The sequence below is a fragment of the Paenalcaligenes sp. DL 463 genome (assembly GCF_057475185.1).
This window is the reverse complement of the sequence record NZ_JBYBKX010000001.1, coordinates 1,772,773-1,785,268: the sequence shown is the minus strand read 5'-3', so window position 1 is coordinate 1,785,268 and position 12,496 is coordinate 1,772,773. Positions and strand designations below refer to the sequence as shown.

Annotated in this window: 16 protein-coding genes; 15 read left to right on the top strand and 1 reads right to left on the bottom strand. The window is 51.3% G+C overall.

Annotated features, from left to right (window positions below; all coding sequences use genetic code 11):
- The first annotated feature begins 1 nt into the window (after position 1).
- The 15 genes from AC2UZI_RS08500 (at position 2) to AC2UZI_RS08430 (ending at position 12,132) form a co-directional block, all read left to right on the top strand.
- The gene (locus AC2UZI_RS08500) at positions 2-1,486 is read left to right on the top strand and encodes a terminase large subunit domain-containing protein (protein WP_486943376.1); all 1,485 of its coding nucleotides are present in this window, start codon (positions 2-4) and stop codon (positions 1,484-1,486) included.
- The gene (locus tag AC2UZI_RS08495; protein ID WP_486943375.1) at positions 1,483-2,880 is read left to right on the top strand and encodes a DUF4055 domain-containing protein; all 1,398 of its coding nucleotides are present in this window, start codon (positions 1,483-1,485) and stop codon (positions 2,878-2,880) included. The genes AC2UZI_RS08500 and AC2UZI_RS08495 overlap by 4 nt, the downstream gene beginning before the upstream one ends.
- Complete coding sequence (locus AC2UZI_RS08490; protein WP_486943374.1) at positions 2,864-3,826, top strand: phage minor head protein; 963 nt, start codon at positions 2,864-2,866, stop codon at positions 3,824-3,826. The genes AC2UZI_RS08495 and AC2UZI_RS08490 overlap by 17 nt, the downstream gene beginning before the upstream one ends.
- A gap of 106 nt (positions 3,827-3,932) precedes the next feature.
- Positions 3,933-4,697 carry a DUF6651 domain-containing protein gene (locus AC2UZI_RS08485; protein WP_486943373.1) on the top strand — a complete coding sequence of 255 codons (765 nt, stop codon included), beginning with the start codon at positions 3,933-3,935 and terminating at the stop codon, positions 4,695-4,697.
- A gap of 103 nt (positions 4,698-4,800) precedes the next feature.
- Positions 4,801-5,775: a major capsid protein gene (locus tag AC2UZI_RS08480; protein ID WP_486943372.1), complete on the top strand. Its 975-nt coding sequence runs from the start codon at positions 4,801-4,803 to the stop codon at positions 5,773-5,775.
- Positions 5,776-5,824: 49 nt separating this feature from the next.
- The gene (locus AC2UZI_RS08475; protein WP_486943371.1) at positions 5,825-6,112 is read left to right on the top strand and encodes a HeH/LEM domain-containing protein; all 288 of its coding nucleotides are present in this window, start codon (positions 5,825-5,827) and stop codon (positions 6,110-6,112) included.
- A 2-nt stretch (positions 6,113-6,114) separates the two neighbouring features.
- Positions 6,115-6,462 (top strand): DUF4054 domain-containing protein, encoded by a 348-nt coding sequence (locus tag AC2UZI_RS08470; protein WP_486943370.1) that lies wholly within the window; start codon positions 6,115-6,117, stop codon positions 6,460-6,462.
- Positions 6,459-6,914 carry a phage virion morphogenesis protein gene (locus AC2UZI_RS08465; protein ID WP_486943369.1) on the top strand — a complete coding sequence of 152 codons (456 nt, stop codon included), beginning with the start codon at positions 6,459-6,461 and terminating at the stop codon, positions 6,912-6,914. Before AC2UZI_RS08470 ends, AC2UZI_RS08465 begins: the two co-directional genes overlap by 4 nt.
- The gene (locus tag AC2UZI_RS08460; RefSeq protein ID WP_486943368.1) at positions 6,911-7,258 is read left to right on the top strand and encodes a phage collar protein; all 348 of its coding nucleotides are present in this window, start codon (positions 6,911-6,913) and stop codon (positions 7,256-7,258) included. Before AC2UZI_RS08465 ends, AC2UZI_RS08460 begins: the two co-directional genes overlap by 4 nt.
- Entirely contained in the window at positions 7,255-7,755 is a 501-nt protein-coding gene (locus AC2UZI_RS08455; protein ID WP_486943367.1) for a phage neck terminator protein, read from the top strand. The genes AC2UZI_RS08460 and AC2UZI_RS08455 overlap by 4 nt, the downstream gene beginning before the upstream one ends.
- Positions 7,756-7,815: 60 nt before the next feature.
- Positions 7,816-9,180, top strand: coding sequence for a DUF3383 family protein (locus tag AC2UZI_RS08450; protein ID WP_486943366.1), 1,365 nt, complete (start codon positions 7,816-7,818; stop codon positions 9,178-9,180).
- 11 nt (positions 9,181-9,191) lie between these two features.
- Positions 9,192-9,617 carry a phage structural protein gene (locus AC2UZI_RS08445; protein ID WP_486943365.1) on the top strand — a complete coding sequence of 142 codons (426 nt, stop codon included), beginning with the start codon at positions 9,192-9,194 and terminating at the stop codon, positions 9,615-9,617.
- Positions 9,617-10,099 carry a phage tail assembly chaperone gene (locus tag AC2UZI_RS08440; RefSeq protein WP_486943364.1) on the top strand — a complete coding sequence of 161 codons (483 nt, stop codon included), beginning with the start codon at positions 9,617-9,619 and terminating at the stop codon, positions 10,097-10,099. The genes AC2UZI_RS08445 and AC2UZI_RS08440 overlap by 1 nt, the downstream gene beginning before the upstream one ends.
- Before the next feature lie 14 nt (positions 10,100-10,113).
- Positions 10,114-10,242 carry a hypothetical protein gene (locus AC2UZI_RS08435; RefSeq protein WP_486943363.1) on the top strand — a complete coding sequence of 43 codons (129 nt, stop codon included), beginning with the start codon at positions 10,114-10,116 and terminating at the stop codon, positions 10,240-10,242.
- Complete coding sequence (locus AC2UZI_RS08430) at positions 10,243-12,132, top strand: tape measure protein (RefSeq protein ID WP_486943362.1); 1,890 nt, start codon at positions 10,243-10,245, stop codon at positions 12,130-12,132.
- Here AC2UZI_RS08430 and AC2UZI_RS08425 read toward each other — a convergent pair.
- Positions 12,110-12,469, bottom strand: coding sequence for a Rap1a/Tai family immunity protein (locus AC2UZI_RS08425; protein ID WP_486943361.1), 360 nt, complete (start codon positions 12,467-12,469; stop codon positions 12,110-12,112). The two genes, AC2UZI_RS08430 and AC2UZI_RS08425, sit on opposite strands and share 23 nt — an antisense overlap.
- Positions 12,470-12,496: the final 27 nt, after the last annotated feature.

The following is a 12,496-nucleotide window of genomic DNA, read 5'->3' as shown; positions in this document are numbered from 1 at the left end:
TATGAAACCGGAGCATTTGAAAAAGCTTCGGGATAAGCATTGGCGCCTCAATAATCTTTACTTCATCACCAATAAGCAGGGCAAGAAAGTCCGCTTTCGGATGACTGCCGAGCAGCTTGAATATTTCAACGGGCTGCACACTCGCAACATCATCCTTAAGGCGAGGCAGCTAGGCTTTACGACTGAGCAGTGCATCATCCAGTTAGATGCGGCGCTGTTCGAGTCAGCGAAGTGCGCCCTGATTGCCCATACCTTGAATGACGCAAAACGGCTGTTTAGGGAGAAGGTTAAATACGCATACGACAATCTGCCTGCAGAGATCAGGCTGGCTAACCCCGCAAGCAACGACGCTGCTGGCGAACTGGTATTTGCAAAAGGGGGTTCTCTCTACGTAAGCACGTCATTTCGTGGTGGCACGCTTCGATACCTCCATGTTTCGGAGTTCGGCAAGATATGCGCGAAGTTCCCGCATAAGGCGCGGGAAATCGTTACGGGTGCGTTTGAGGCGGTAGCCGCTGATTGCTTTGTCACGATTGAGTCGACAGCGGAGGGTAGGGCTGGGTACTTCTTTGAGTACTCCCAGACTGCCGAGAAGCAGGCCGCATCAAAACAGCCATTAGGCCAGCTTGATTGGAAGTTCTTTTTCTTCTCTTGGTGGAAAAACCCAGAGTACAGCTTAGAGCCCACTTCAGCTCTGCCTACACGGTTAGTTGATTACTTTACTGAGCTTGAAGGCAAGCACGGCATTAAGTTGACTGACGGACAGAAGGCTTGGTACCACGCTAAGGAAAAGACCCTTGGCGATGATATGAAGCGGGAATACCCGTCGATACCGGCTGAGGCCTTCCAGCAATCTGTTGAGGGGGCTTACTACGCTAAGCAGTTTGCCAAGCTGTACTCTCAGCAACGCATCGGGGAGTTACCTGACAACAGTCACCAGCCAGTTCATACGTTCTGGGATATCGGTGTTGGGGACTCGACCGCGATCTGGCTCGTTCGCCTCATTGGCGAGGAGTATCACATCATCGACTATTACGAGAACTCGGGGGAAGGACTTCGACACTACATGAAGATTTTGAAGGATCGTGGGTATACGTATGGCGAACACTGGGGGCCTCACGATATCGACAATAGGGAGTTTGGTAGTGACGGTAAGACTCGCCGTGAAATCGCCAGAGAAGGCTATGAGATCGATGGTGAAAAATACAGTATTCGATTCAAAGTTGTTCCAAAGCTCGGCGTTGATGATGGGATTGATCAAGTGCGCGAGATACTGCCGCACTGTGCATTTAATCAGTCAACATGCGAGGAGGGTATTAGCAGCCTAGAGAATTACCGCAAGGAATGGGACGATAAGCGCGGCTGCTGGAAAGATAAGCCCTTACACGACTGGTCTAGCCACGGGGCTGATGCCTTTAGGTATTTTGCTGTTGCAATGAGCCGAACTAAACGAACAGCAACCCAAATTGCGAGAAGATTGAGATGACCTTAAAAGTATTTGAAGAAAGCGCAGCTTGGGAAGCCGGTAAAGAAGTTCGTGAGCGTATTGATGCGCTGATGGGCGGCACGGACTCCATGCGCAAAGCGGGTGAGAATTTGCTCCCGCGCTTTGAGATGGAGTGCACCGAGGATTACGAAAAGCGCCTAGCTTGTGCCACCTTATATCCCGCCTACTCTGAGACAGTAAAGAACATGACAGGGCGGGTGTTCTATCGTCCCATTAATCGTGACGAGGTCGCGGCTAATCTGCAGGCTGACATCGAAGATATTGACCTACAGGGTAACGATCTTGATGTGTTTGCAGCAGACTGGTTTCAGAATGGTCTTGCTTATGGGCTTTGCCATGCGCTTGTTGATTACCCCAAGACTGCGGGGCTTTCAAGCAGAGCGGATGGCACTCTAACTGAACGTGATGTTAAGCAAGCCAATATCCGTCCATATGCGCGTTTGGTTATGCCTCACGACGTGATTGGCTGGATTGTTGAGCGAGTTAATAACGTAGATAAACTAGTTCAAGTGCGTATACGTGAAGTGGCTATGGCTCGAGATGGGGCCTATGGCGTGACCGAAGTTGAGCGGGTACGAGTACTTGAGCCCGGGCGATACGAGCTATGGGAAAAACAGTCGTCCAACCAATCACGTAAATCGGACTGGGTACTCATAGACGAGGGGGTGAACAGCCTATCGTCAATTCCATTAGTGACGTTCTACACGGGGCGCACTGGAATGCTCACAGCCAAGCCGCCACTGCTAGAGCTGGCAAACATGAACATTAAGCATTGGCAGGAGCAGTCTGACCAAGATGCTAGCGTGCGTTTTGCCCGTGTTCGCATTGTTTATGCGACAGGGCTTGAGCCCGACACTAAGTTGTCAGCCAGTGCAGAAAGCATTATTTGCCTACCGCCCGGCGGCAGTATCGATGTGGTTCAAGGCTCAGCTGAAAGCGTGAAGGTGGGTGCTGACAGCCTGACCAAGCTCGAAGAGCAAATGCGTGAATCGGGAGCAAGGCTACTAGCCAAAAAATCACAATCTACGAAAACGGTAGCTCAGGCCAGATCGGACGCAATTATTGAGCAATCAGCGTTAGGTGCAATGGCTCAGCAGCTAGAGGATGCAATCGATCAAGTGCTGCAGCTTATGGCTGAGTATCGAGGGACTGAGTCGGGCGGCCACGTAGACGTTAATGATGACTTTGATGCACTTGATGACCAGTCTATGAGTGCTGAGTCCATTATTAAGCTGGTTGTGGCAGGTGTAATCTCAGAGGCGACTGCATTTAATGAGTGCAAGCGTCGAGGCCTGATCAGTAACGAGTTGGAATGGGCAGAAGAGCAAGAGCGTATCTTGAGTTCTGGGGCAGATCATGGCATCCCTGCATGAGCAAATAGCTGATCGGCATGCTGATATTCTCGCGTACTCAAGAGGGCTTGAAGCAGATGCACAGCGCCGTGTTAAGTCCTTAGCGCTTGAGATAGCCACGATTTTGGCAGGAAGAGATCTATCACGACTTTCTCGGCGCGAGCTCAACGCATTGATTGCAAGCGTAGCTAGCTCTGTTGATTCCATCTATCTGCTGATTGCCAAGGACGGGGATAAAGGTCTTACTTCCATGATGGCTGCAACAACTCCCTCACTGGCTAGGCTTGTGAAGTCACGACGGCGAACGGCTCCCAGTCTTGCTGATGTGCTGATCACTGGTGCTACAACATCGGAGTTATGGGCCAGCAGTTCTGAGAGCGTAAAGCGTGCAGCTATCAGAGCGATCCGCTTGGCTGCACTAAATGAGCAGCAAAGCAGCACCGATACCCTGTTCGCTAAGAATGGCATCTTTGATAAAGCAGCCAAGGGGGCAAAGGTAAACACCCAAGCCGCAGTGCTTAGCGCTGAGACAGCCATTAAGAAGGCAGTTGCTACAGGAACCAGCTTGATTTCAGGCTATCGGTTTTCGTCAATGTTCGACAGCAAGACCTGTTTAACCTGTGCTGCCATGGATGGGAAGCTGTTCGATCGCGAAATGGTGGCGCTGGATAGGTCGGTAAGAGCGGTAGGCTCTGCGCCACTGCATTTCGGCTGTCGTTGCACGATGGTTCCAGAACTTCCCGAGGACGGTCCTGCAAGCGCGATACCGGGCCCAGACGGCAAGGTCAGTCGCGGCATGACCTTTGAAGAATGGATAAGCAAGAAGTCCAAGCGCTACCAAGAGGCGTACTTTGGTCGTGGGCGCTATGAGCTTTGGAAGAAAGGCAAAATAACCCTTAGCGACCTGATTAATGGTCAAGGACGAACAGTAACGCTCGATGAGCTACGAAGAAAATACGGTGAGTAATGTGAGACCCAGCTGATGCTGGGTTTTTTATTGCCTGCAGTTTGGATAAACGGGGCGTTTAAGAGCGGATGCTCGTTAGTAATGGCTGGATAGCCAAAGGAAGGTAATGATGAAGCTTAAAACTATTGAGATCGACGGTAAAACCTATGCTGAAGTGCAAGATGGTAAGCCCCTCTACGTGCACGATGATGGTAAAGAGATCGCATTTGATGCGCCGGGCGCAAGCAATACTATCGGTCGCTTAAATCGAGAAGCTCAGGGACACCGTGAAGCTAAGGAAACGCTAGAAAAGCAAATCCAAGCTTTCGAAGGTATTACGGATCCAGATGCGGCGCGCAAGGCGCTTGAGACTGTGGCGAATCTCGATGATAAAAAGCTGATCGATGCAGGAGAGGTCGAGAAAGTTAAGGCTGAAATCAGTAAAGCTTATCAGAGCCAGATTGATGAGGTCACAACGAAGAAGCAGGAGCTAGAAAGTCAGCTGTATCAGGAAAAGATCGGCGGCTCATTCTCCCGCTCAAAGCTTATCGCTGAGCGCTTTGCTATCCCGGCCGATCTAGTTCAGGCCTATTTTGGAAAGGCGTTCAAAGTCGAAGAAGGGCAGATCGTTGCCTACGACGCGCACAATCAGAAAGTTTATAGCCGTGAGAACCCCGGCGCATTAGCCAGCTTTGATGAGGCCTTAGAAATTTTAGTGGATTCGTATCCGCATAAAGACTCAATCCTTAAGGCTTCTGGTGCTGCGGGTATGGGCTCCAACTCAACTTCCAATGGTAATTCGCCAAGCGCCGGTAAGGGCGACTTCGGCGGTGATGGTAGCGCACGCAAAGCTGCCATTGCATCCAAATTTCCCGATTTGGCACGCGCCTAATTGGTATTAGCTGTGATCCCGGATGGGGTACGGCGCAACAGGTCGGATGGCCTGATCATTTTCGTAAACGCCCATCCGGGCAAAACTCTATAAAGGTGAAATCATGGCACTATCCCAGATGGAAGTGTTCAATAAATACTTCATGCCTGCGACTATCGAAACGCTGGCTCAAATGGTTGACCAATTCAATGCAGCCTCAAACGGCACCATTGTGTTGACCACTGAAGGCTTTGAGGGCGACTTCATGATGACGTCGTTCTTTAAAAACTTAGCCTCTGCGCGTCGTCGTGTAGACCGCTATGCAGCCAATAGCGACGTAACTCCGGTGGACTTGTCTCAAGATAAGTTCGTCGAGGTCAAAATCGCTGGTGGTTTTGGTCCAGTGCGATACGAGCCCTCGCAAATGACATGGCTGATGAAGCCCACCATTGAGGGCGTCGAGGTTGTATCTCGTTCCTTTGCCGAGATTCTGCTACAGGACCAGCTGAATACGGCTATTGCTGGCTTGGCGGCTGCTATTGGCAATCAGGGTGCCGCGACGACTGTGGACGTATCAGGCACCAAGACAGCCGACTATCTGGCTATGAACGAGTCGCATGCGCTGTTTGGCGACCACTCCAGCCAAATCGCCGCACAGGTGATGGATGGCGTTCAGTATCACAACCTGATCGCCCTGAACCTGACCAACAGCACCGCGCTGTTCCAGGCAGGCAATGTCCGTGTGGTCGATATCCTGGGCCGCCCATCGGTGGTGACTGACGCACCTGCGCTCTTCACGGCTGCGGCTGGCGATGATCCTGCAATGCGCCGCGTCTTGGGTCTAACTCCTGGCGCAGCCATCGTGCGTGATCCACGCAACCTCGTGACCAATATTGACACGGTCAACGGCAAAGAGCGCATCGAGACTACCCTTCAAATCGACTACGAGTTCTCTCTGGGTGTTAAGGGGTACGCATGGGATGTGGCGAATGGCGGGAAGTCGCCAACTGATACTGAAATTGCGACTGGCGCTAATTGGGAACTGGTGGTCGACAGTGTCAAGCACAGCGCAGGAGTGCTGGCAGTCGGCCAAGGCTAAGACCTATGGGGCGGCTTTTACAGTCGCCCCATTTTTATAAGGATCAGACATGACGAATATCGTATATGTTGTGCACCCAGTTAGCCCTGAGTACAAACAGCAGGCGCGTGCACATGGCAAGAAAATTATTGATGCACGATTTGCCCCTAAAGGTGCATCCATCGTTGACCTCTGGGCAGATAAAGGTATCGCCCCTAAAGGGAATGATGCGGGCGAGAGTAAGCCGCTTAATTTGACGCAAATCAAAAAGCTGCTAGCAGAGAAGGGGATTGAGATTCCCGAGGGCGTGACTAAGCGCGACGACCTTGCGGCCTTACTTGATGAGGCAAAGGATTAAACATGGAACCGCTTGAGCTTCTAAATTTCTTTGCGCCTAATCTCGAAATGCCTGAGGAGCAAAAAATAAATGCCTTGGCTATTGCTGAGAGTCGACGGCCTTGGTGTTTATCAGAGGCTCAGCAAAATGAAGCTCAGGCGTTATACGCTGCTTGGCTATTAACCCTTCAAGCACAGAATAGCTCTACCGATGTGCGTGAAATGGGAGTTGTCAGTGAGCGTGAAGGTGATCTCGTCAAAACTTATGGGGACGTCGCGGACTCGTTAGACGCAGCAGGGTTCAAGGCTCGTTATGAGGCATTCGCAAGACGTTGCAGTGTCAAACTGCATAGGGGAGCGTGTGCACGATGAGCGTCCGAATTATTGATCATGGTCTAGATAAGATCATTCGTGAGACCCATGAGCTTGCCTCGCTTGAGGTGGCATCGGGGATTCTGCCTAAAGAAGCTAAAAAGACCTATGACAAAGGCATGACGGTTGGCGAGGTTGCGGCCTATCAAGTCTACGGCACGCGCGATATCCCCAAAAGGGACTTTATCGGCGGTACGGCTGATGATTATCGTCAAAAGACAGGCGAGGTTATGCAGCAAAAGGCTGAAGAAGTTATGGCCGGAGCCAGCCCTCGCGTAGCAGCTAAGGAGCTAGGCAAATGGTTCCAAGGACGAATTCAAGCGCATATCCTCAATGGTCCATGGGCAGAAAACGCACCATCAACCATCAAGCGCAAAGGCCACGGGCAAGTACTTATTGAGAGCAGGCGCATGTATAACTCGATTGGCAACGAAGTCAGGAATAAAAAATGAGTTTTCGATCACCTCAAACGATTACCCCTAGGTTGCCAGGTCAATATGTGGGTGGCCGTTGGAAAGAGGGGCCCGATGGAGAGCCGTATACGATCAAGGCTTCTGTCCAGCCTGCGACGACAAGCGACTACGATCAAATGCGATCAGAGCCGTCAGGCCGAAGTATTGAAAGGATGGTGCGGATTTATACCGATGCGGAATTGACCGTAGCCGGTACAGACGATACCGGTGGCGATACGCTTGTGTGGGAAGGCAGTCGATACTTAGTAGTTGCCGTGTCACCATGGCGATCCACTCGGCTTAAGCACTACCGTTACTTAGCGACGAGGGTGTCAGCGCTATGACGATACTCGATAACTTTCACCAATTAATGTCCTCGTGTGTATCGGAGACGATGATTTGGGCAAATGGAAATGGCCCACGCCCAAAGCAGGCCTTTTGCACACTAGAGATTAAGCCAATCACGTCATTGCCTGTGCATAGGGGCCGCGTCGACGAGCAGGGAATGCGGTTAACCCAAGCAAGTCGGATTGTTGAAGTACAGGTGCAATTCTTTGGTGATGAAGCATTAAGTAGAGCCGATGCGTTTTCAATGAGGCTGTGGACTGAAGGAGCTCAAGATCTATCCGAGGCTCTGGATATTGGCATCTTGTCGGTTGATCGTATCCAGCCGCTACCTTCCCTCAGAGATGATGCGCAGTATGAAGATCGAGCCATTGTGGATCTCACATGCCACTACTTGGGGAGTGTCGAGGAGTTTGTGTCTTACATCGAGACGGTCGAAGCGAGTGCTAAGGTAAACGAATTGCCACCAACTCCTTTTACTGTTCACGTCGAATAACTGAATTATCAATTTAAGCCAGCCGTCCCATTGGGCGGCTTTTTTTATGGAGCCACCATAATGGGAAAATTATCCGACATCGCTGATGTTCAGATCTCGCTCGGAACATTATCGATTACCGAGCGCAGTTTTAACGACATGCTCATTCTGGGCAGTCACATGCTATCGACTAATCGCGCACTCGTTATTACTGATAGTGATGAGCTGTTAGACATGGGCTTGTCTGCAACAGACCCTTTGTATTTTGCAGCGCGAGACGCCTTTAGCCAGACACCTCACATCCGACAGGTTTATGTAGGGCGACGTCAGATCGATGAGGCAACGCTTGCAGTCACACGCGCCGCTCAGATTGAGTATGCCGTTAGCTTGGCTTGGCGCGATGCAGCCGGCGCTCAGCAAACAGCTATTGCCACGTATATTGGCCAAGCAGGTGATAACGCCTCTGATATTGCAACGGCCTTGGCGAGTGCCATTAACGGAACTACAGCGCCAGTAACTGCGGCAGCAGTCTCTAGCTCAGTCGTTATCGAGAACGATGTTTCGGGTGCGCCATTATCGGTTAACGCCCAAGGCAATCTGACCCTTACTCCTTCAGCTAGCGCAGAGTCAATTACTGATGCGCTGGCGGCCGTTTCATCCGAGATAGATAACTGGTACGGCTTAGTCATTACCAGCCGCGATGAAGATGACGTCAAGGAGGCTGCTTCTTGGGCGGAAGCCAACGAGAAGCTATTTGGCACATGTTCTGCCGATCCCAACGTCATCGACTCAGGATCCAGCACCGATATTGCCAGCGATCTGCAGTCTAAGAATCAGTTCCGCTCATTTGTCATGTATAGCCCTCAAGCCGCCACTGAGTATCCAGAGGCCGCATTGATGGCCAACCGCTTCGTTTGGTACGCAGGTCAAGAGACGTGGGCAAACGTTCAATTAGCCGGTGTTACTTCGGTGAACTACAACGGCAGCCAGAAAGTGACAGCGACTGACCGAAATGTCACGTTGTTTGATGCAATCCGTAATTTCTCGGTAACGCAGGGTGGGCGTGTTGCAGCAGGGGAGTGGGTCGATGTGATTCGCCTGCGAGATCAACTGGTCGAATCGATCAAGGTCTCTGTTGCGGGGATGATGGTTCGAGCCACAAACAGTTCTGGAAAGGTTCCCTATACCGATGATGGTATTCAGTTAGTGGTGAATGCAATCCGCGACCCGTTAGATTTGAACGTACGTCGTGGTGGCATTGCTCCTGAAGAGCTGGACGAGTACGGCAATGTAATTCCGTCATATACCATCAGCGCGCCACGAAACAGCCAAGTTCCTACCAACGATAAAGCAAATCGTATTCTGCGCGACGTGAAGTTCACAGCTCGACTTGCGGGGGCAATTCACTTGGTAGAGGTTAGGGGTAGTCTGGTTTACGACTTTTAAGGAGTGCGGATATGAGTGAACTTAAAACTTACAGCCCTGATCGGGTAAAAGTAGTTGTTGGTGCGGCTGTGCTTACAGGGGTTGCTGACGGTACGTTTATCGTTATTGAGCCTACCAGTGACGGGGTTACGAGTGAGGCCGGAGCTTATGGTGATGTTGCTCGAGCAATGAGCTTGGACCCACGTCACACAGTTACGGTGACACTGCAGCAAACTAGCCCTAGTAACGCGGTTTTATCTGCGCTGCATGATGCTGATCGCATATCAGGCGGAGACGGCGCTGTGCCAGTATCGGTAGCGGATCTGCGCGGCACCACGTTGTTTACTGGCACAGGCTGGGTTGTGAACAAAGCTAATGCCACCTACTCCAAGGGCTTGGAAGCCCGAGAGTGGACGCTTGAGGCGATTGGGCATTTCGTTAACGGAGGCATGCTGTAATGCAGAAACCAACAGAAGTAACGGTTGGCGATACCGTCTATTTGATCCAGCCGCTTGATGCTTTCACCGCTCTAAGTATTTTTGGAGACCTGCAGAAAGATATCTTGCCGGCGGCGGGCGGCTTGCTATCAGCCATGGCAGATGAGCAGGGCGATGATAAGGACGAGCAAGCGCTGGCTACCGCCATTGCCAAGCTGTCCGAACGCCTTGATGGCAAGCAGCTTAGGGCTTGGGCTGATCGACTGTTAACAAAAGAGAATATTTCGGTTGAGATTAACGGCAATCTAATGCCACTGGATGCTGCAGCAAAGGCGATGGCGTTCACTTCCTTCACCGATATTCTTGAGCTGATGTTCCATGCTTTGAAGGTGTGGTTCGCTGCCCCTTTAGCCTCATGGGTCAGCCGGTTTGGGTTGGCCCAGAAGCTGAATCAGGCAGGCCTGTTGGCAGGTACTCAGACCGGATCTCAGAGCAATTCATAATTTGGCGTCCCATCATGGCCGGCAAAGTCACTTTAGGCGAGGTTAATCGCACTGAGGTGGGCTTTGCTGACCTAATCATCCTTAATCAATTATTGGACGCACAAGCTGCAGCTGAGGCTGCGCTATACGCTAAAGGTAAGTAAATGGCTGTAATCCGAGAGCTCATAACGCTACTGCGGTACCAAGTCGATAATTCAGGCCTAAAACAGTACGCAACCAAAGCTCAGGCAGTTGGGCGTCAAGTTAGCGGCTTAGGCCGTGCTGCAGTGCAGGGGCTACGTCAGGGCACGCGTGTTGCTTTGGCTGAGTACGATTTAGTACCCGGCCGTATCTTGAAAGGCATCCGAGAGCAGCGGCGCCTTAACCGTGAACAGCGCCGGTCAGCTAAGAATGTACGTGACATTGGTGGCGGCTACTCAGCTATCGGTGGCTACGTGCGTTCTGCGTTAGCGGCGTTAGGTACATTCCAGTCTGCGCGGATGATCGACGAATGGTCAGGCATTGAAGCGCGTGTAGGCTTAACGACTGACTCGATTGAAGAGCAACAACGAGCTCTTGAACGCCTATACGCGGTATCTCAAGAGTCGGGGCAGGACTACTTAGCTACCGGTGACTTGTTTACGGCAGTTCAACGTAACCGCGCAGAGCTCGAGCTGCAGCTAGACCAGTCACTCCAGCTAACCGACACCATTGGGAAGTTAATGACCATTGGGGGCGGCTCTCAGGTAGGACAGCAAGCTGCATTAATTCAGCTAAGTCAGGCGCTGGGATCCGGCGTACTGCGCGGTGAGGAACTTAACTCGATCTTGGAGCAGGCCCCTCGACTTGCTCAGGCTATTGCAGAGGCCTTCGGAGTTTCGATTGGCCAGCTACGCTCGTTGGGCGCAGAGGGCAAGCTAACCAGTAAAGAGCTAGTGCAAGGCCTGTTGCGGATGGGCGAGGGCGTAAACGACGAGTTCGAACGTATGCCCAAGACGTTTGGCCGTGGCATGACGATCATGCGTAACGCTTATGGTCGTTTCATCAATCAGATGAATAAGGCCAGCCGAGTAAGTGAACGGTTCTATGCTGTTTCGAAGCTTATCGCTGACAACATGGCGGCAATCGTCAAGATTGGAGCATTCACTGCATTGGCGGCAGCCATGACAAAGCTGCGACCACTGGCGTTAGGTGCACTCGGGCCATTCTTGAAAATGGCAGCGGTATTAGCAGGTCTGTACCTAATTGGCGAGGACATACTTGTTTGGACCCAAGGTGGCCATTCGCTATTTGGAAGATGGTTTGGCGAGTACAGCCAATGGCAAGGCACCATTGATAGCGTTAAAGGGTTCCTAACGTATGTAAAGGATATGCTTGGCGGCTCAAATGAGGAGCTGTCCGGATGGGTTAAGAAGTGGGGTGCAATTGCATTAGTCGTGTATGCGCTCTGGCGTATCCTTGCCCCAATTCGTTCACTGCTGATATGGGTAGGGCTCTACGCATTACCACTGATCTTCAAGGGCTTCGCTTTATTAAAACCATTGGCCGCATTTATCCTGCGGTGGATTCTCGCGCCTATCGTGACAGCCATAGCAGGCGTGGTCGGTTGGCCAGTAGTTATTGCTGCAGCGGTCGCGACAATTGCCGCCATCATTTACCGCAATTTCGAATCAATTCGATCGTTTATTGATGGTATTTGGGATCGTGTGACTGATTACTTTAAGGATAAGTGGACTGCAGCCTTAGGCTGGCTGGAGGACAAGCTCAAGAAGATCTTGCCAGATAGTTGGGTGCTGTCGGGGGAGGATGCATCAGAGGCTAGAGAGCGTCAGGGGAGGATGCGTAATCCTTACGCTGATAAGATGGGGGCCTTACAGCGTCCTCAATCTTTCAGCCCTAGTCAAACTAACCAGATCACAAATGAAACCCATATCCATGCGCAAACTAACAATCCATCAGCGTTAGCGAACGCTGCGGGACAAGCGGTGAGTAGGGCAACAGACAGAGTTGTAAGCCGACGTTGGACACCGCCTAATGTTGAGGCATTAGCTTAGCTTTGCACTCATCGGAACCAAGAGCCAGTATCACAGCTGTAGCTGCAGGTTCAGCTCCGTGCTGCTTATTAGCGGCTAAATGGCCAGTTACTATGTTTTTAAGGTCTCCATTAGTCATATCACTTAAGGGGATGCACTGTTCCTCAGCCTTACTCAAGTAAGCCTGTGCATCCATTCCTTGGAATACGCCCAATATGAACATTGTGCAGGCATACTCACCCACAGGCTTTCTACATGTTTCATATAACTGACCACTTGTTAAGTAGCCCAAATTTTCATTAGCCCACCCTGTTGCTGAGCTCAAAGCTAATACGATGGCTAAGAAACTTTGTTTCATGCGAACGTCCTTGTAAACTCTTGTAAT

Coding starts and splice junctions, on each gene's coding strand:
- AC2UZI_RS08500 (WP_486943376.1), top strand. CDS start 2: ATGAAACCGGAGCATTTGAAAAAGCTTCGGGATAAGCATTGGCGCCTC.
- AC2UZI_RS08495 (WP_486943375.1), top strand. CDS start 1,483: ATGACCTTAAAAGTATTTGAAGAAAGCGCAGCTTGGGAAGCCGGTAAA.
- AC2UZI_RS08490 (WP_486943374.1), top strand. CDS start 2,864: ATGGCATCCCTGCATGAGCAAATAGCTGATCGGCATGCTGATATTCTC.
- AC2UZI_RS08485 (WP_486943373.1), top strand. CDS start 3,933: ATGATGAAGCTTAAAACTATTGAGATCGACGGTAAAACCTATGCTGAA.
- AC2UZI_RS08480 (WP_486943372.1), top strand. CDS start 4,801: ATGGCACTATCCCAGATGGAAGTGTTCAATAAATACTTCATGCCTGCG.
- AC2UZI_RS08475 (WP_486943371.1), top strand. CDS start 5,825: ATGACGAATATCGTATATGTTGTGCACCCAGTTAGCCCTGAGTACAAA.
- AC2UZI_RS08470 (WP_486943370.1), top strand. CDS start 6,115: ATGGAACCGCTTGAGCTTCTAAATTTCTTTGCGCCTAATCTCGAAATG.
- AC2UZI_RS08465 (WP_486943369.1), top strand. CDS start 6,459: ATGAGCGTCCGAATTATTGATCATGGTCTAGATAAGATCATTCGTGAG.
- AC2UZI_RS08460 (WP_486943368.1), top strand. CDS start 6,911: ATGAGTTTTCGATCACCTCAAACGATTACCCCTAGGTTGCCAGGTCAA.
- AC2UZI_RS08455 (WP_486943367.1), top strand. CDS start 7,255: ATGACGATACTCGATAACTTTCACCAATTAATGTCCTCGTGTGTATCG.
- AC2UZI_RS08450 (WP_486943366.1), top strand. CDS start 7,816: ATGGGAAAATTATCCGACATCGCTGATGTTCAGATCTCGCTCGGAACA.
- AC2UZI_RS08445 (WP_486943365.1), top strand. CDS start 9,192: ATGAGTGAACTTAAAACTTACAGCCCTGATCGGGTAAAAGTAGTTGTT.
- AC2UZI_RS08440 (WP_486943364.1), top strand. CDS start 9,617: ATGCAGAAACCAACAGAAGTAACGGTTGGCGATACCGTCTATTTGATC.
- AC2UZI_RS08435 (WP_486943363.1), top strand. CDS start 10,114: ATGGCCGGCAAAGTCACTTTAGGCGAGGTTAATCGCACTGAGGTGGGC.
- AC2UZI_RS08430 (WP_486943362.1), top strand. CDS start 10,243: ATGGCTGTAATCCGAGAGCTCATAACGCTACTGCGGTACCAAGTCGAT.
- AC2UZI_RS08425 (WP_486943361.1), bottom strand. CDS start 12,469: ATGAAACAAAGTTTCTTAGCCATCGTATTAGCTTTGAGCTCAGCAACA.